Origin of the sequence: Paenibacillus sp. FSL W8-0919 (genome assembly GCF_038003785.1) — a bacterium.
GTDB lineage: Bacteria > Bacillota > Bacilli > Paenibacillales > Paenibacillaceae > Paenibacillus_AQ > Paenibacillus_AQ lactis.
Genome location: NZ_JBBOPV010000001.1, coordinates 2,485,455 through 2,503,360 on the forward strand (window position 1 = coordinate 2,485,455; position 17,906 = coordinate 2,503,360).

11 protein-coding genes are annotated in these 17,906 nt (G+C 58.3%); 10 read left to right on the plus strand and 1 reads right to left on the minus strand.

Going from position 1 to position 17,906, the window contains the following annotated elements:
* Positions 1–256 precede the first annotated feature (256 nt).
* The 10 genes from NST44_RS11080 to ppnP all read left to right on the plus strand — a co-directional run bounded on the left by NST44_RS11080 (position 257) and on the right by ppnP (position 16,626).
* Positions 257–2,617 (plus strand): hypothetical protein, encoded by a 2,361-nt coding sequence (locus NST44_RS11080; protein ID WP_213613783.1) that lies wholly within the window; start codon positions 257–259, stop codon positions 2,615–2,617.
* Positions 2,614–3,543 carry an ABC transporter ATP-binding protein gene (locus tag NST44_RS11085; protein WP_007132418.1) on the plus strand — a complete coding sequence of 310 codons (930 nt, stop codon included), beginning with the start codon at positions 2,614–2,616 and terminating at the stop codon, positions 3,541–3,543. Before NST44_RS11080 ends, NST44_RS11085 begins: the two co-directional genes overlap by 4 nt.
* The gene (locus NST44_RS11090) at positions 3,540–4,487 is read left to right on the plus strand and encodes an ABC transporter permease (RefSeq protein WP_213613781.1); all 948 of its coding nucleotides are present in this window, start codon (positions 3,540–3,542) and stop codon (positions 4,485–4,487) included. Before NST44_RS11085 ends, NST44_RS11090 begins: the two co-directional genes overlap by 4 nt.
* Positions 4,488–4,548: 61 nt before the next feature.
* Positions 4,549–6,234 carry a phage tail tape measure protein gene (locus tag NST44_RS11095; RefSeq protein WP_213613779.1) on the plus strand — a complete coding sequence of 562 codons (1,686 nt, stop codon included), beginning with the start codon at positions 4,549–4,551 and terminating at the stop codon, positions 6,232–6,234.
* A 67-nt stretch (positions 6,235–6,301) separates the two neighbouring features.
* Positions 6,302–7,291: an AAA family ATPase gene (locus tag NST44_RS11100; protein ID WP_007132421.1), complete on the plus strand. Its 990-nt coding sequence runs from the start codon at positions 6,302–6,304 to the stop codon at positions 7,289–7,291.
* On the plus strand, positions 7,288–8,241 hold the full coding sequence (locus NST44_RS11105) for a DUF58 domain-containing protein (protein WP_340899397.1): 954 nt from the start codon (positions 7,288–7,290) through the stop codon (positions 8,239–8,241). Before NST44_RS11100 ends, NST44_RS11105 begins: the two co-directional genes overlap by 4 nt.
* Positions 8,242–8,691: 450 nt before the next feature.
* Entirely contained in the window at positions 8,692–10,740 is a 2,049-nt protein-coding gene (locus NST44_RS11110) for a vWA domain-containing protein (RefSeq protein WP_340899399.1), read from the plus strand.
* Positions 10,724–13,750, plus strand: a complete 3,027-nt coding sequence (locus tag NST44_RS11115; RefSeq protein ID WP_340899401.1) for a VWA domain-containing protein — start codon at positions 10,724–10,726, stop codon at positions 13,748–13,750. Before NST44_RS11110 ends, NST44_RS11115 begins: the two co-directional genes overlap by 17 nt.
* A gap of 440 nt (positions 13,751–14,190) precedes the next feature.
* Positions 14,191–16,212: a transketolase gene (gene tkt, locus NST44_RS11120; RefSeq protein ID WP_007127178.1), complete on the plus strand. Its 2,022-nt coding sequence runs from the start codon at positions 14,191–14,193 to the stop codon at positions 16,210–16,212.
* 96 nt (positions 16,213–16,308) lie between these two features.
* Positions 16,309–16,626: a pyrimidine/purine nucleoside phosphorylase gene (gene ppnP, locus NST44_RS11125; RefSeq protein ID WP_007127179.1), complete on the plus strand. Its 318-nt coding sequence runs from the start codon at positions 16,309–16,311 to the stop codon at positions 16,624–16,626.
* A 312-nt stretch (positions 16,627–16,938) separates the two neighbouring features.
* Here the strand turns inward: ppnP and NST44_RS11130 are convergent, their stop codons facing one another.
* A complete protein-coding gene (locus NST44_RS11130; RefSeq protein ID WP_213613772.1) occupies positions 16,939–17,838 on the minus strand; it encodes an NAD(P)-dependent oxidoreductase in 900 nt (299 codons plus the stop codon).
* Positions 17,839–17,906: the final 68 nt, after the last annotated feature.

Here is a 17,906-nt window from a genome sequence, read left to right on the forward strand (position 1 = left end):
GCTCCTTTTTGGGGCGGGATTTTTTACATGCAGGGGATCATTTTATGGAATGGTTTGGATCGGAACGCGACTTTTTTGAACCGGTAACGGAAAAAAAGGTCAAACTTTTTCCAATATGGACTCGTCTTTATATTCGAACCGCGAGATCGGTTACAGATTGCTCCAGAATGCTGCTTATACGCAGATGGAAGTAAGGGGAACACCAGGGATTACATCATCAAAAAAACATTAAACATTGGGAGAGGGGAATCATCAGTTGTCGTTTTATACACGAAGAATGCGGATGATGCTGCCGCTTGCTGCGCTGCTGATCACAGCCATGCTGTCTTTGGCCCTGCCGGCGCAGCTGGTCTTTGCCGACGGGCCCGGCATTTCCATCAAGAGTGAAGTCGGTTATGAAGGTAAGGTAAAGTTTGATAAATGGAACCCGCTCAAGCTGACGCTTACGAGCGACCAGGACATCTCCGGCGATATCGTCTTACAGATACAGAGCCAGAACGGCGCAGGCTTTCATACCTCCTACGTGCAGCATGTCGAGCTGCCGAAGGATACACCGAAGGAAGTCGTCCTCGGGCTGCCGGGCACGATCCTGAATAAAGATAACAACCAGATTCTGTTCTATGAGGAATCTTATAAGAAGGGGAAGCCGATCCCGTTTGCATCCGGAAAAAATTACGTGCAGGCGAATCCGTATAACGGAGCCCTGATCGGCGTGCTGTCGGATGACCCGGACACCATGAATTTCATGAACGTGCTCAACGGCAAAGGCACGAGCGTCAACATTATACCGTTGAAGGCGGCGGGCATTCCGGTTGACGCCATGCTGCTAAGCGGGCTTGATGTGCTGGTTATCAACAATTTTGCATCCGATACGCTGTCGGAGCCGCAGCGTCAAGCGATTGTCGGCTGGGTGAACGGCGGAGGGACGCTCGTTCTCGCAGGCGGAGCAGGCTATGCCAAGACGGCGTCACCGTTTGCCGAGATTGCGCCGGTAACGGCTGACGGTACGACGGCAGTTACAGCGCTGCCGGAGCTGGAGAAGCTTGGCGGCAAGCCGCTGAAGCTGGACGGGGACTTTACCATCTCCACGGCCACTCCGGTAAAGGATGCGAAAACGGAGATGCAAGCTTCAAATGAACCGCTCGTTGCCGTCCACGACTATGGTCAGGGCAAGGTGCAGTATGCGGCATACGATCTGGCCATGGAGCCGGTCAGCTCATGGGCCGGTCATCCGGCTGTATGGACATCCGTCTTGCAAGGCAGTCTGCCGGTCGGGTCGCAAAATATGTACTACAACCCGCTGATCGACAATCTGAACTATGTGCTGGACTATTTTCCGTCCTTATCGATGCCTTCATTTACACCGCTGCTGTGGATGCTCATCATTTACGCCGTCGTTGTGGCGCCGGTGCTCTATTTTATCTTGAAAAAGTTCGACAAACGGGAATGGGCCTGGTTCCTGATCCCGATCATCGCCTTCATCGCCAGCGGCGCGGTGTATATGGCCGGTTCCGCTGACAAGACCAAGGAATTGGCGCATACGATCAATATCGTTGAGATGAACGGCCACGGCAGTGCTGTCAAAACGACGGCCACCGCGTTCTTTACCCCGCGCAGCGGCAATTATGAGCTGGAATTTCCGAGCGGCATGTATTTGAGAACGTCAGGTTCCCGTTCCTCTTTCGGCGGAGGAATGGACGAGAGCAAGAGCTTTGTCCGAAAGAACCCGGACTCGACGACGGTAGAACTGCGCGATATGTCCCAGTGGTCGCTCGCCAAGGTGTGGGCCGAATCCGGGAGCCCCGAGGAGCTCGGACGGATGGAGACGGATTTGAAGCTGGATGCCAAGGGGCAGCTGTCGGGAACGGTCATGAACGACACGACCGGCGATCTTACCGAAGTGGTGCTGGTAATCGGGGGCAAAGGCTATAAGCTTGGCGATATTCCGAAAGGAGGATCCGCTCCGATCCCTCAGGATCCGAAGCAGATTTTGAACTTCATGGGCGGGGATATCGCCGGAATGCTGTACCCGTACTCGCAGAACGATGACAAATATAGACAGCGGGACATTATATCCAACTACACCTTTTCGAAAGGAACGGTCAACACCGACAAAGCGTTTGTTCTCGGATGGAACACCGAACACTTGACGAATTATACACTCAAGAAGCAAGCGGTACGAAGCGACCAGTTGAATTTCTGGGTACAGCCGGTGGCCATGACATGGGGCACAAGCGGGAAGATTAACGTTCCTTACGGCTTCCTCGCACCGGAAATTTCACAGGTGAACGCACCGATATTCAATGCATATGGAAATGGCATCGAGCTTGGGCAAGGTTCCCTCATTGCGGAATTCCCGCTGATTTCCGACCAGGAGGTCGTCTATTCCGAATTTTCCATTAAAGGCATCAAGCCAAACAACAATGTCAAGATGGAAATCTGGAATGCGCAGAAGAATGAGTGGGAGCCGGTCAATGGATCCGGGAATGAGCTGAAGGTCACGGAGAACCCTGAACGGTATATCTTGAACAACCGCATCCGGTTCATGCTGAATGCTAACGATCAAACCAATTTCCAAATGCCGGAGCTGTCTGTAAAGGGGGAGGTTAAGCCATGATCGAGATTCGGAATCTGAGCAAACGATACGGAACATTCCATGCATTAAAGGATATCAGCCTCTACATTGAGAAGGGTACCGTATTCGGATTCGTCGGACCGAACGGGGCAGGCAAATCGACGACGATGTCGATTTTGGCTACGCTGATGCTGCCAACCTCCGGTGTCGCCAAGGTAGGCGGCTACGATGTTACCCGGCATCCGAAGGAAGTTCGCAAACGGATCGGCTATATGCCGGATTTCTTCGGCGTTTATGATCAGCTGAAAGCTACGGAGTATTTGCATTTTTATGGAGCGAGCTACGGGATTCCCCGCGCCGAGCGCGAGCAGCTCATTCCGCAGCTGCTGGAGCTGGTTAACCTGACCGATAAGGCGGATACGTATGTAGACAGCCTCTCGCGGGGGATGAAGCAGCGATTATGCCTTGCCCGCTGTCTTGTTCATGATCCGGAGGTCCTCATTCTGGATGAGCCGGCGTCGGGGCTCGATCCGCGGGCGCGGATCGAAATGCGCGAAATTCTGAAGGAATTGAAGCAGATGGGCAAGACGATTATCATCTCATCGCATATTTTGCCGGAGCTGGCGGAAATGGTGGATGAAATCGGCGTCATTGAGCACGGCGAAATGGTGGCGCAGGGCAAGGTATCCGATATCCAGAACCGTCTGCGGGTTACAAAAGTCATCCATATCCGCACGCTCGAGCGAGGTGAGGAGCTGGCCGAAAAGCTGCGGGATGAGCCGCTTGTGACGTCCGTCTTGACGGACAACACCGGGGTTCACGTTCATTACAGCGGCGACGATGTACAGCAGAGCGAGCTTCTGCGGAAGGTGATCTCCTGGGAAATCCCGATTGTCTCGTTCCAGGAAGCACAGAGTAATCTGGAGGACGTATTTCTCGAAATTACGAAAGGAGGCCCGCGCGAATGAATTGGAGCAGAAGATTGATCAATCCGGTAATCGACAAGGAATTCCGGCTGCGGATGCGTTCGACCCGTTCAATGCTGTCGGTGTTGTTTTATATACTGGCGCTCGGCACGATTGCGATGGGTTTCATTTATTTGTTTCTGTATTTGGGCAACCGGGGACCGCAGCGGTTCGATCCGCAGGTAAGCCAGATGATGTTCTATGTGCTGAGCTTTGCCCAGCTGGTGCTGATCGCCTTCATGGCCCCGGCATTGACGGCCGGCGTCATCAGCAGCGAGCGCGAGAAGCAGACGCTGAGCATGCTGCTGACGACCCAGCAAAGCTCGTCAACGATCGTGCTCAGCAAGCTGGTGTCCGCGCTCAGCTTCATGGCGCTGATCGTGCTGGCGACGCTGCCGGTGTACAGCATCGTGTTTCTGTATGGCGGCATATCGCCGAAGCAGCTGATATCGGTCTTTCTATTCTATCTGTTTGTGATGCTGCTACTTGGAGCGCTCGGCGTCATGTTCTCGACGCTGTTCAAACGGACGATTGTGGCCATCATCGTGACATATGGCGTGGGACTTATCATTTTCTTGGTGACGGGTCTTCTCTATTTGTTCTTTATGGGCATCGAGCAGCGGAATATGTATGTGACAGGACAGCCTCCTGTCGCAGGCACCCACTCCTGGGTCGGCTATCTGCTGGGCTTGAATCCGGCCGGAGCGATGATGAGCCTGTTCGACTCTTCGTTCTCGAAGGAGGCCTTTCTGCTCTATGGCGGCAATCTGAACAGCAAAGCGCCGATTGAGCTGTGGCTCGAGTTTGTCATTGTGTACTCGGTCGTTATCGTGCTCGCGCTCTGGATTGCCATTCGGAACATCCGGCCTGTCGCTCGGCGAAGAAAGGGTGAGGAGCCTGCCGAACAGCTTCCGCAGGATCACAGTACGTCCGAAAATGGTATGTAATGAAGGTTATGCAACGGATCTGACCTGAAAGCATTTGAAGGATCTGAAGGAGGAGAAATAAGTGGACAACATCATGCGCGCAATCGAGGCGGCACGCCGGCGGCTGCAGCGCTTCCGGGCCATCGCTTATGCGCTGTACGGACTCGCGGCAGGCTTTGCGGTTTCGCTGCTCCTGCTGATCATCGGGCGTTTCGTGCCGATATCGTGGATGAACATCGTGGCGGCTGCCATTCCGGCGGCCGGCCTCCTTGCGGGTCTTCTTTGGGGATGGCTTAGCCGGATTCCGGCGATGGACGCGGCGGCGGCAATGGATCAGGCATCCGGGGGCCCCGAGCGAAGCGATATGATGGTGACCGCTTTGTCCTTCCGGGAGGAAGATTCAGCGGCCGCCCGCTGGCAGCGGGAGCAGGCGGAAGCTTACGGCAAGCGATTCACGGAGCAATTGCCCGAGCGTCTTCCCTCCCCCCGCCGTAACCGTCAGCTGCTGATCTGCGCCGTTGGTCTGGTCGCCGTTGTGGTCCTGGCGCTGATCCCGAACCCGATGGATAAAAAGGTGGAGGCGGCAAAGGAACAGAAGAAGTGGATTCAGGAGCAGGCCGCCAAAACGGAAAAGCTCGCCGAACAGCTGGAGAAGGAGACGCTGGACCCGGTCGATCGGCAAAAGCTGAAAGAGAAGCTGGACGAACTGAGGCAAGCGCTGGCTAAAGAAAAGCAGCCCGAGCAGGCGCTGGAGAAGATTGAAAAGGCGATGGAGGAGCTGGAGAAGCTGGCGAAGCAGCAGGAGGAGAAGGCCAAGGCCTTATCCGAGCTCGCCAAGCAAATGCAGCAGCAGAAGGCGCTGTCCGAAGCGGGTAAGAAGCTTGAAGAAGGAAAGTCCGAAGAGGTCAAGCAGGAGATGAAGAAGGTATCCGAGCAAGTCAAGAAAATGCCGCAGGAAGAGAAAGACCGTTTATCGGATGCCCTGAAAAAGCTTGCGGAGGAAGCGGCCAAGCAGCAGGGAAATGAAGAATTGGAAAAGGCGTTGTCCAAAGCGGCCGAGGCGCTAAAAGAAGGCAAGCTGCCGAAAGAACTCGAAGAGGAGCTGCAGAAGCTGGCTGAAGAGCTGGCCGAAACGGCGCTGGCAAAGGCTGCTTCGGAGAGCCAGTCGGAAGCGGCAGCGGCCTTGGCCTCATCCCTCGCATCACAGGGATTGGCCATGGCGGATCAGATGAAGGCAGGAGGTATGTCGGTGTCGGACGCTTGGGCAAACGGCGGAAGCGCGGAGGCGCTGGCGCAGGCTGGCCTTGGGGAAAGCTCGGGAGAGCAGAGTGAGAACGGCGGCTCCGGTTCCGGCGCGGGTTCGGACCAGCAGGGATCGGGGAGCGGCCAAGGCGCAGGCAGTGGCTCCGGTTCTGGCAGCGGCTCGGGTTCAGGGGCTGGGTCTGGCAGCGGCACCGGTTCGGGTTCCGGCAACGGGGTAGGAAGCGGCGCAGGGCTCGGCAGCGGAGGGCGCGAGCTTGTCACGATTCCTCGAAATTACAAGGGCGGCGGCAACGTCCAGAACGATTCGGGAGAGCTTAACGGCTCCGGCGGCGATATCCAGAAGGGCGGCATATCGCCGACCATTCCCGGCACGTCGCGTCCGTACGAGGAAGTGTACCGGGATTATGAGTCCAAAGCCAAAAACACGCTGGACCGCAATCAGCTGCCTGATCAAATGCAGGGGTTGGTGGAGGAATATTTCATCCAGATCAATCCGAATCCGTGAGGCTTTAGCGGCTAAATAACCGGCTGCAGCGAACGTTGAATTTATTTAGAAGACGGAGGTTTAATCCATGTCGGATATTGCAGTGAGACCCCAGGAATGGATGGAGAGCATTTCTGGACTGAGGGAACATATCGGCAAGGTCATTGTCGGACAGCAGGAGGTCGTGGAGCAAATGCTCTGGTGTATCTTTGCCGGAGGCCATGCCCTTCTGGAGGGGATACCGGGACTAGGAAAAACGATGCTCGTCCGCACCGTCTCCGATGCGCTGGACCTGTCGTTCTCCCGGATCCAATTCACGCCGGACTTAATGCCGAGCGACATTACGGGCACGAATATTTTGTCGTTCGGGCAGCATGGAAGCACGGGGATGACCTTTCAAAAGGGGCCGCTCTTCAGCAGCATCGTGCTGGCTGATGAGATTAACCGGGCTACGCCGAAAACTCAGTCGGCCCTGCTCGAGGCCATGCAGGAGAAGACGGTGACGGTAGGCGGGGAAACGCACCGTCTGCCTAACCCCTTCTTCGTATTGGCTACGCAAAACCCGCTCGAGAACGAGGGAACCTATCCCTTGCCGGAAGCGCAGCTGGACCGGTTCCTGCTGAAGATTGAAGTATCTTATCCAAGTGCCGACGAATTGAAGGAGATCGTAAAGCGGACAACGTCGTCGCATACGTTCCAGGTCGAGCGGCAAATGACGGGCGATGACCTGCTGGAGATCCAGCGGGGGGCGAAGGAAGTGCTGGTCGCGGATGAAATACTGGATTATGCGGTCCGACTGCTCATGATGACGCATCCTGAGGAGGCGTCCGCGCCGGAGGCGGTCAAAAAATACGTCCAATTCGGCTCCGGTCCCCGCGGCATTCAGTCCATCATCTCGGTCGGCAAGGTCCGGGCGTTGTGCAGCGGGCGGATGCATGTATCCACCGGGGATATCCGAGCGGTCGCGCTGCCAGCGCTGCGCCACAGGCTGTTCCTGAACTTTGAGGGGCAGGCGATCGGAATGACGACGGATCAGGTCATCCAAGAGGTGCTGCAGGCGCTGGAGGCCTCCGCGTGAGCGGCGCCGGTCATTTGCTTCTGCCGGAATGGCTTCCGCGGCTTGAGCGGCTCACGCTGTCCGCGAAGCGGCGGGTTGCGGGAACCCAGCAGGGGAAGCGGCGGTCCCGCCGCCTCGGCTCCTCGCTCGAATTCGCCGATTATCGCCTGTACACGCCCGGCGACGATGTGCGCAGGTTCGACTGGGACGTGTATTCCCGTACCGGTAAAGCGTTTGTCCGCCAGTTCATGGACGAACAGGAGCTGACGGTCAGCATCTTCGTCGATTGCTCCGCATCGATGGGAGCGGTGATATCGTCTGCGGAAGGGGAACGTCCGGAGGGAGCGGCGGATCAGGCGGTCCACGGCAGCCCCAAATGGCGGCTTGCCCGCCAGCTGGCGGCAAGCGTCGGATACATGGCGCTCTCCTCATACGACCGGCTTCAGATTGCCTGCTACAGCCGCACCTTGTCCGCCCGCCTGCCCGTGATGCGGGGCAAAGGTTCGGCGCACCGGCTGTTCTCGTTCTTGCAGGGCGCGCAGACCGGCGGTGAAGGGAGCCTTGCCGCTGCGCTCGGACAGCCCGGCGCGCTGCCAAGGCATCCGGGCATGACCTGGGTGTTTTCGGATTTTTGGCTCGAAGGCGGCGAGGATGAGCTGCTCAGGGCGCTGTCCCTGCTGGCCGGCAGCGGGCAGGAGGTTGTGCTGGTCCATATTTTGTCCCGGGAGGAGCTCGACCCCAAGCTGACCGGCGATCTTCGCCTGATTGACAGCGAGACGCACAGCGGGAAGGAAGTAGCCTTGACGGGCAAGGTGCTGGAAGCGTACAAAGCCGAGCTGGAGCGTTACCGCCATATGCTGTCCGGCGTCTGTGCGGAGCGCGGGATGACCTACGTGCTCATTCCGGCCGACATGCCGCTGCGGGATGCCATGTTTGGCGTGCTGGCGGGTGCGGGAGTAGTCTCAAGCTAGCATCTGCTGCATCCAGCTAGGCTTCAACCCGTGGAGCCATAGCGGGCTGCTCGTTCTAAACTACGGACCGCCCGCACTTTCCCGGAAGGGCTTGCCGGGCTGCGGCAGTAAGGGCGATGGTAAGGTGGCTGCAGGCTTCGGGCAAGCCTCAAGAGCGATCCAGCATGCCTCGAATTATGCATCGTGCGCACAGGGGGAAACGCACAGTGTCCTAGGCGGGCTGCCACCAGGGAGCGAGTGCGAGCAAGGCAAGTGGTGCCCGCGGGCCGCCACCAGGGAGTGAGTCCGAGCAGGCAAGTTGTGCCGTGGACTGCCACCAGGGAGCGAGTGCGTGTTAGGAAGTTGTGCCCATGGAGTAACGCCAGTGGCGAGTACGAGCAAGGTGAGTGGTCCCGCGGGCCGCGCCGCGTGAACAAGATTGCGGTATGGGAGTAAGGAGGGAACGTGTTTGTGGGGATTCAATCATGGATGAGCCTATGGTTCGGTCTAACGCTGCCGGCCATCATGCTGATGTATATGTTCAAACGAAAATATGTGGATACAACGGTTCCCAGCCACCTGTTGTGGGAGCGAGTGCTTAAAAACCTGGAGGCCAACAGGCCGTGGCAGAAGCTGCAGAACCGGCTTCTGCTGTGGCTTCAGCTTCTGGCTGCCGCGTTGATGGTCTTCGCGCTGATGCAGCCCTTTATGCAGGTGTCCGGAGGCAGCGCACATATCGTCATCGTTGCCGATACCTCGGGCAGCATGAGCGCGCAGATGCAGACTGAAGGCAGCGGGGAAGGAGAGGACTCCTCCCGATTGGAACAGATGAAGGAGCGCTTGAAGGCCTACGTTCGGGATCAGGGGAGACGGAGTGAGATCACGCTGCTGTCGACCGGATCCAGCCCTGTAACGCATGTATCCCATGAAAGCGACCGGGGCGCGATCGATGAAGCGATTGAAGCGCTGCATCCTTATTACGGAACGGCATCGTATCGGGAGACGCTCTCGCTTGCCGCGGCATTGACAAGGGAGGAACCCGATGCTGAGGTTGTCATATTTACGGACAGCCATTGGCGGCAGGATCCGGTCCCGATAGCCTTCCAGGTGCCGGTATCGGTGGAGACGATCCAGGGGGCGGCAAAACACAACGCATCGATCGAGCAGTTCGGCGTTTCTCCGAAGGGGGGGACAGGATCTTCGTACGAAGGCGTTGCGGTGGTCAGCTCGAACGCGGAGGGGGCCTCCTCCGTCGAGGTAAATCTGTACGGAGACAGCCAGCTGCTCGCGAGCAGAGTCGTTGAGCTCGAACCCAAGAAGAAGGCGACGGCATCCTTCTCCGATCTTCCGTTTGCGGAGGTCTACCGGCTCGAGCTGGCATCCGAAGATGGCTATGCGGCCGATAATGAATCATTTGCCTTCGGAACCGGCCGCAGCTCCGCAAGGGTGCTGCTGTTAACCTCAGGCAATCTGTTTCTGGAGAAGGCGCTGCAGCTAAGCGGAGCGGAAGTGACTCGGATCGCCGTGAACGGATCAGCCGGTGGTCAAGGCGACCAAGCTTCGGGAAGACAAGGGGAAGGCGGTCAGGACGAAGGCGGTCAAGGCGCAGAAAACAAGAATGACCGTACAGAACCGGATATTCCACCTGTTCCGGACGGCGAATTCGATCTGCTTGTTATGGACGGAAGCATTCCAGAGGGCTTCACGCAGGGGAAATGGGCAGAACTGGCCCGGCAAACGCCGCTGTGGACTATCGGCGGAGATGGACCGAAGGTCGGGAGCGAGGGCGGGCGGCCTGTCCTGGCCCGGCATCCGCTCACTTCGTATCTGACCATGTCGGGCGTTTATTTCGGCAAGCTGATCGATCAGCAGCCGGCTTGGGGAGAGCCGGTTATCCGGCTGGGGGAGCAGCCGCTCGTATATGCCGGTGTGGCGGAAGGCCGCCCGAGATTGTCCTTCCAGTTCCTGCTGCAGGACAGCGATCTGCCTCTGTCGCCTGAATTCCCGGTATTGGTGAATAATGCACTCGATTGGATGACTTCCGGCTCAGGGACCGGGCTTGGGCGATTCCTGGCCGGGGCCCAGGCGGATATTCCTGTAGCGGCTGATGCGGTATCCGCCAAGTGGGTACCCAAGAGCGGGCTTGCTCTTGCGGACGGACCGGATACCGTCGAGGTGCAGCGGAGCGAGAGCGGCATTTCAACGGTGCAGACGGTACCGGACGTTCCGGGACTGTATGCGTTCGAACAACAGAACGAAGCGGTAGAGACGACGTCGTATTGGCTTGCGGTGACGGCTGATCCGTACGAAGCGGACCTGAGCACGACGCAAGGTCCGGCGGTGAGCCAGACCGGCTCTGGCGCAGCGTCCGGCGGAGGAGATCAAGGCAGCGGCGCTTCGGCTGCAGAGCAGCGCAGAGCGGCCAGCCAGGCCGGTTCGCTTATGCCTTGGCTTGCTGCGCTGGCGCTGGCCGTGATCGCTGCAGAATGGGGGGTGTACCAGCGTGGGCGTTCAATTTAGTCATCCATGGTTGCTGCTGCTGCTGATCCCGGCAGGGATCTTTCTGTATTATGCATACCGGTCGGATTTCCGGTTAAGCGGCTTTCGGCGGAAGCTGGCGCTGGGTCTGAGAACCTTGGTCATTTTGCTGCTCATCTTCATGCTGTCGGGCCTGCACGGGTTCACCGTGCTGCGGGATAAACAGGTCGTCTTTTTGGCGGACCGATCGGACAGCATGGGAGACCCGTCACGGATCACAAGCTGGATCGGCGAGTCCATTGCAGCCAAAGGGGAAGAGGATACAACCGCGGTCGTCTCCACGGGCCTCGAAGGCGCAGTGGAGCGGCGTCTCTCGGCGGACGGGTCGGCCGGCGCGTCGCTGGATGCGCTGCTTGAAGGGCGGTTCACGGGACTGGAATCGGGCCTGCAGCTTGCCGGAAGCCTTCTGGATGGAAACGGCGATTCCCGAATCGTGCTGATCTCCGATGGGGAAGAGAATGTCGGAAGCATGACGGCCGCCGGAAGGCTGCTGAAGGATCGAGGCATCGCGGTGGATGTCCTCCCGGCTCCGAAGCAAGAGATCCGGGATGTCGCCGTCGAGGAGCTGAAGGTGCCGGAGAAGCTCTACCAAGCGGAATCCTTCTATGTGGAGGCGCTCATTCGCAGCACCTTCAAAACCGCCGGTGAGCTACGCATTTATGAGGACAACCGGGAAATCGGACGGGAACGCGTGGAGGTATCGCCGGGGGAGAACCGTTTTGCGATCAAGGGACTTGCCAAGAACCCGGGTCTTCACAGGTACCGGGCTGAAATATTCATGGACGGGGATGAATCTGCGGCCAACAATGCCGCATTTGATTTTACCCGGGTCGACGGACCGCCGAGGGTGCTGATCGTTGAAGGCACCCCGGGGACCTCCGGCAACATTACGGCGGCTCTTGAGTCCGGCATGATCGGTACCGAGGTCATTCCGCCGGAGCTGCTGCCGCTCGATGCCGCGAAGTACGCCGCTTATGACAGCATCATATTCAACGATGTTTCGGGCAGCCGTGTCGGTGGAAAACAAATGGAGCTGATCGAACAGGCGGTTCGCAGCTTCGGCATCGGGTTCATGATGGCCGGCGGCGAAGACAGCTTCGGGATGGGCGGCTATTTCAAGACGCCGATCGAGAAGGCGCTGCCAGTGTCCATGGAGCTTGAGGGCAAGCGGGAAATCCCATCGCTCGGGCTGATTCTGGTCATTGACCGCTCGGGAAGCATGAGCGGGGAAAAGATCGAGCTTGCGAAAGAATCCGCGATGCGCACGGTGGAGCTCCTCAGGCCGAAGGATACGGTCGGGGTGGTCGCTTTCGACGACGCGCCTTGGTGGGTGGTGCCCCCTCAGACGCTGGAAAATAAGGAAGAGATCATCAGCAGCATCCAGTCGATCCCGAGCAACGGCGGCACGAATATTTATCCGGCGGTTTCATCCGCCTTGGATGAGATGCTGAAGATTAAATCCCAGCGCAGGCATATCATTCTGATGACGGACGGCCAGTCGGCCTTCAATTCGGGATATCAGGATTTGACCGATACAATGGTGAAGAATAAAATCACGATGTCCTCGGTAGCGGTCGGCATGGATGCAGACGTCAACCTGCTGCAAACCTTGGCGGAAGCCGCCAAGGGACGCTTCTACTTCGTGGAGGACGAAACGACGCTGCCAGCGATTTTCAGCCGGGAGGCCGTCATGATGGCCAAGTCTTATATTGTCGATAAGCCGTTCGTCCCCGCGCTTCAGCAGGCGGGAGACTGGGCAAGCCTGTTTCAAGAGGGCGTCCCGGGGCTGTACGGTTATGTGGCGACAACGCCGAAGTCGACGGCTCAGACGGTGCTGGCCAGCCCGGAGCCGGATCCGGTGCTCGCCCGCTGGCAGTACGGCTCGGGCCGGAGCGTGGCATGGACGAGCGATTTAAGCGGGAAATGGTCGAAGGAATGGGTGTCCTGGAACGCCTTTGCGGATACGCTGACGGAGATCGTAAAATGGACGTTCCCGCAGTTTACCTCCTCACCCTATGAGGTTACGACGGAAACGGCCGGGAACCAGGTGAGGCTGCAGGTAACGACCAACGGGGAGAAGCCGCCCGAGAAGCTGAATGCGGTCATTGGAGATGACGAAGCCGGCGAGCAGAAGGTGGAGCTGGTTCAGGAGGCGCCGGGCCGTTATACAGGGCTTGTGAATGTGACGAAGCCGGGCGCTTTCCTCCTTTCGCTCGAGGATGCGAGTGGAGACGGATCGAGAGCGGCAGCGCCGGGAACGGGCTTTGTCGTCCCTTATTCGCCGGAATACCGGATCTCGTCCGGGGACGGCGAGGAAGGGCTGACCCGTCTTGCTGAGCTTACGGGCGGACGCGTGCTGTCCTGGGATAACCCCAAGGAGGTATTTGACGGGAAGGCGGCTTCCCGGATGCAGCTGCATGACTGGAGCTATCCGCTGTTAGTTGCGGCCCTTCTGCTGTGGGTCGCCGACATCGCCGTGCGGCGCCTGGCGCTGCCATGGGCCGCCCTCGGCGCCCGCCTGGCCGCCCTGCTCCGCAGGCGGCCGGCTCCCGCCGGCGAGGCCGGGCAGCGCACCGGCCTCGAGCGGCTGGCGGCGCGCAAAGCCCGCGCCGCCACCTTCTACGGCGGCGGCCAGGCATCGCCGCCGGCCAAGGCGCCGCCCGCGCAGGAGCGCAGCGGCGCAGGCGCTTCCGCCGGGGGCGGGAACCCCGCCCCGGCGCCCGGCGCGGCTCCGGCTGGGGGCCGCAAGGCCCAGCCGGAGGCACGCGCACCGCACCGCGGGGGGCAGCCCCGCTGCGGGAGAGCGGCCGGCGAAGGCGAAGCCGGCCGCAGGGGAGGGCGCGCGCCGCGGAAGCGCGCCGCCTCCGCCGCCCCCGCCGCCGAAGGCACCGGGGGCGGAGAGCGCCGGCCCGAGGGAACCGGGCCGGCAGCGGGAGGAGGCTCCTCCATGGATCGCCTCCTCCAGGCCAAGAAGCGGGGAACCCGCCGATGAGCTTGAATGCCAATCCGAAGGCTCCGGCCAGACCATTTGTGTCTGGACCGGGGCTTTTTTTTCGTACAAGGAAGCCAGCTTGGGGATGGACGGAGCCTAAAACGGCAGGCGTATTCGGGAGTCTGGAACGTCCTGATGTTTTCCTGGGGAGTGGATTCCCGGGCCTTATTTCCAGCGGCTCGTTTAAGATTTGCTTCTCACGGTTATAACCCGTCTAATAAAGGAAATAATGCAGGAGGGACATTCGCGGCTTTTGTGTCAATTTGGAAAACAACGAAAATTACGTTATGGAAATGAATCACGTCTGGTGATACAATAAGAGTCAAAATGATATTCTCAACATTCCTAACTGCCCTCATTGCTACATAACAGGGCCGAAGGGGCGTAAGATGACTTCATATTCGAAGCTTACGACGGAGAAGATTTGAGGAGGACGAATCATGACAACTGAACATAATCAAACGATCGACAACCTGTCCATCGCGACGATTCGGACGCTGGCGATCGATGCGATCGAGAAGGCGAAATCCGGTCACCCGGGCATGCCGATGGGCTCTGCGCCAATGGGCTATCAATTGTTCGCGAAGACCATGGTCCATAACCCGGATCAGCCGAGCTGGATTAACCGCGACCGCTTTGTGCTGTCGGCAGGCCACGGTTCCATGCTGCTGTACAGCTTGCTTCACCTGAGCGGCTATGATCTCTCGCTGGAGGATCTGAAGCAGTTCCGTCAATGGGGCAGCAAGACGCCGGGCCATCCGGAATACGGTCATACGGCAGGCGTAGACGCCACGACAGGACCGCTTGGACAAGGCGTTGCGATGGCAGTCGGCATGGCGATGGCGGAAGCGCATCTGGGCGCGACTTACAACAAGGACGATTTCAAAGTTGTCGACCACTATACGTACGCGATCTGCGGCGACGGCGACCTGATGGAAGGCGTTGCTTCCGAAGCGGCTTCCCTGGCTGGCCATCTGAAGCTTGGCAAGCTGATCATGCTGTATGATTCCAACGATATCTCCCTGGACGGCGAGCTGAGCCTGGCCTTCTCCGAAAATGTAGCGAAGCGTTTTGAAGCTTACGGCTGGCAGGTGCTGCGCGTCGAAGACGGCAACGATCTGCCTGCCATTGAGAAAGCGATCGAGGAAGCGAAAGCCGAAACCGGTCGTCCGACGCTGATCGAAGTGAAGACGATCATCGGCTACGGAAGCCCGAACAAGCAAGGCAAGGGCGGACATGGCGGTACGCACGGCTCCCCGCTCGGAACCGAGGAAGCGAAGCTGACCAAGGAATTCTACAAGTGGGTATACGAAGAGGATTTCTATGTGCCTGAAGAAGTGCGCGAGCATTTCGGCAAAGTGAAGGAGCGCGGAATCGCCGCATACCAAGCTTGGGTCGATCAATTCGCGAAATATAAAGAAGCTTACCCTGAACTCGCAGCGCAGTTCGAGCGCGGCGAATCCGGCAAGCTTGCTGAGGGCTGGGATAAGGATCTTCCGAAATACAGCGCCGAGGACAAAGCCGTTTCCACCCGCGTTGCATCCGGCAAAGCGCTGAACGGCCTGACATCCGGCGTGCCTCATCTGCTTGGCGGCTCTGCGGATCTGGAGAGCTCCACAATGACGCATCTTAACGATCTGCCGTCCTTTACGCCTGAAAGCTATGAAGGCCGCAACGTCTACTACGGCGTTCGTGAATTTGCGATGGCCGGCGCGATGAACGGGATTGCGCTTCATGGCGGATTGAAAATCTTCGGCGGCACATTCTTCGTGTTTACGGATTATCTGCGTCCGGCTATTCGTCTGGCTGCGCTGATGAAGCTGCCGGTAACTTACGTGCTGACGCATGACAGCATCGCGGTTGGCGAAGACGGCCCAACCCACGAGCCGATTGAACAGCTCGCGTCCCTGCGCATTATCCCAGGCCTGACCGTGATCCGTCCGGCGGATGCCAACGAAACGTCGGCTGCATGGGCTTATGCGGTTGAAAATACGGACCGTCCGGTTGCTCTCGTGCTGACACGTCAGAACCTGCCGATTCTTGCAGGCACGGTAGACAACGCCCGCGAAGGCATCAAACGCGGCGCTTATGTCGTATCCGATGCCAAAGGCGGCAAGGTGCAGGCGCAAATCATCGCGACCGGCTCCGAGGTGCAGCTTGCGGTCAAAGCCCAAGAGGCGCTCGCTGAAGAGGGCATCCATGTCCGCGTCATCAGCATGCCAAGCTGGGATCTGTTCGACAGCCAGGATCAGGCTTACAAAGATTCCGTCCTGCTTCCGGACGTGAAAGCCCGCCTTGCCGTTGAAATGGCCCATCCGTTCGGCTGGGAGCGTTACGTCGGCGAAAAAGGCGACATTCTCGGCATCTCCATCTTCGGTGCTTCCGCACCTGGCGACCGTGTCATTGCGGAGTATGGCTTCACCGTTGAAAATGTCGTCAGCCGCGTCAAAGCGCTGCTGTAATTCATTTAGAACGAACTCCATAGGATCAACCGGCACCCGCTTCATGCGGGTGTCGTCATATATCTTGCTTTACATATTTTGGAGGGGAGCAGAACGATGTCGCAATTCAAGAATGCTACGATTACTAAGGCAGCCAACATTTATTATGAGGGGAACGTGACGAGCCGCACGGTGGTCTTGGAGGATGGCCAAAAGGTAACGCTGGGCATCATGCTGCCGGGCAGCTACGAATTTGGCACGGACGGCCCGGAAATTATGGAGATCTTGTCGGGCGATCTACGGGTTCTTCTTCCGGGTGAGCAGGAATGGCGGGAGATTCAGGGGAGCGCCACCTTCGACGTGCCGGGCAACTCGAGCTTTAAGCTGGAGATCCGCACCGTTACCGATTACTGCTGCTCTTATCCGGCGTCCTGATCCAAGGCGCGAAGCTTCGACTGCCGCGCTCGGTAAATCAGCAGGGGATCACTGATTCTTGCTAGTGGGTCGATCACACAAAAAAAGACCCGTTCCCCGGTCCGCGTGTCATTGACGGATACTTAGGGAAACGAGCCGTTACGATGTGGATGCCAGCTATTACGTTATATGTCAGCTTGCATCAATCTGACGTTGAGCTTGCCTCAGCTTGCTTTTGAGCTTGTCTTAAAGCTTACTTAGAGCTTAGAGCTTAGAGCTTGCTGATTGCATGACTTGAGGATTTAGAGCTCGGCTTTGATTTCGGCTTTGAGCTTATTGCAGCTCCGTGCCTCCGATTTTCTGGCCGATCCATGCCTCGTAGCATTTCACGACAGCGGACAGGTCCTCCTCGCCGTAGCCTTCGCTGGCTCCGGCCTGGAACAGGCTCTTCGCCAGATTCAGCATCGGGGACGGCATGCCGGCACTGTCGGTGAGCGAGGATGCCAGCTTCAAGTCCTTAAGCATAAGCGCCAAGGAGAATTGATTGCTGAAGTCGCCGTCGATAATTTTGCGGCCTTTCAGCTCCGCCGCTTTGCTGCCCGCCGAGCCGAGCTGAACCAGCTCGAGGAAGTTATCTGCCGGAATGCCGGATTTGGCGGCAATGGCGAACCCTTCGGCAAGCGCCAGATTATTGATGCCGACGATGGTATTATGCGCGAGCTTGGCCACCGCGCCGCTTCCGTTCGCGCCCATGTGGATAACCTTTTTGCCAAGCGTCTCGAATATGTCCGACTGAGCCGCTATGACCTCAGCATCGCCGCCGACCATGAAGACCAGTGTTCCGTCAATCGCGGCAGGCTTGCTGCCGGTTACGGGCGCGTCAAGGAAGGATGCGCCAAGTCCGGAAACGGCGGACGCAATTTCTTTGACGAGGCTTGGGGAGATCGTGCTGCAGTCGATGACGGTCATGCCCTCCCTTAGCGAGCCCAGCAGACCGTTCTCGCCATAGAAGACGTCCCGGATGGATTCATCATTGCTTACCATCGTGATAACGACATCTTGTCCTTCTGCGGCTTCGCGCGGGGTATCCGCAACGGAAGCACCCTGTTCGGCGAGCGGACGGCATTTTTCACTGGTCCGGTTGTACACGGTAACGTCATAATTCTGTTTAAGCAGGTTGGCTGCCATGGGTGCGCCCATGGTGCCGAGCCCGATAAAGCCGATTTTCTTCATAGCTATCACCTTCGCTTATGGATTCCTGATCCATTCTATCTTAGCACGTGTTTCCGAACCGAAGCCAG

What these genes read in the sequence shown, in the direction of transcription:
- NST44_RS11085 (WP_007132418.1), top strand. Translation starts at nt 2,614, where the DNA reads ATGATCGAGATTCGGAATCTGAGCAAACGATACGGAACATTCCATGCA.
- NST44_RS11090 (WP_213613781.1), top strand. Translation starts at nt 3,540, where the DNA reads ATGAATTGGAGCAGAAGATTGATCAATCCGGTAATCGACAAGGAATTC.
- NST44_RS11100 (WP_007132421.1), top strand. Translation starts at nt 6,302, where the DNA reads ATGTCGGATATTGCAGTGAGACCCCAGGAATGGATGGAGAGCATTTCT.
- tkt (WP_007127178.1), top strand. Translation starts at nt 14,191, where the DNA reads ATGACAACTGAACATAATCAAACGATCGACAACCTGTCCATCGCGACG.
- ppnP (WP_007127179.1), top strand. Translation starts at nt 16,309, where the DNA reads ATGTCGCAATTCAAGAATGCTACGATTACTAAGGCAGCCAACATTTAT.
- NST44_RS11130 (WP_213613772.1), bottom strand. Translation starts at nt 17,838, where the DNA reads ATGAAGAAAATCGGCTTTATCGGGCTCGGCACCATGGGCGCACCCATG.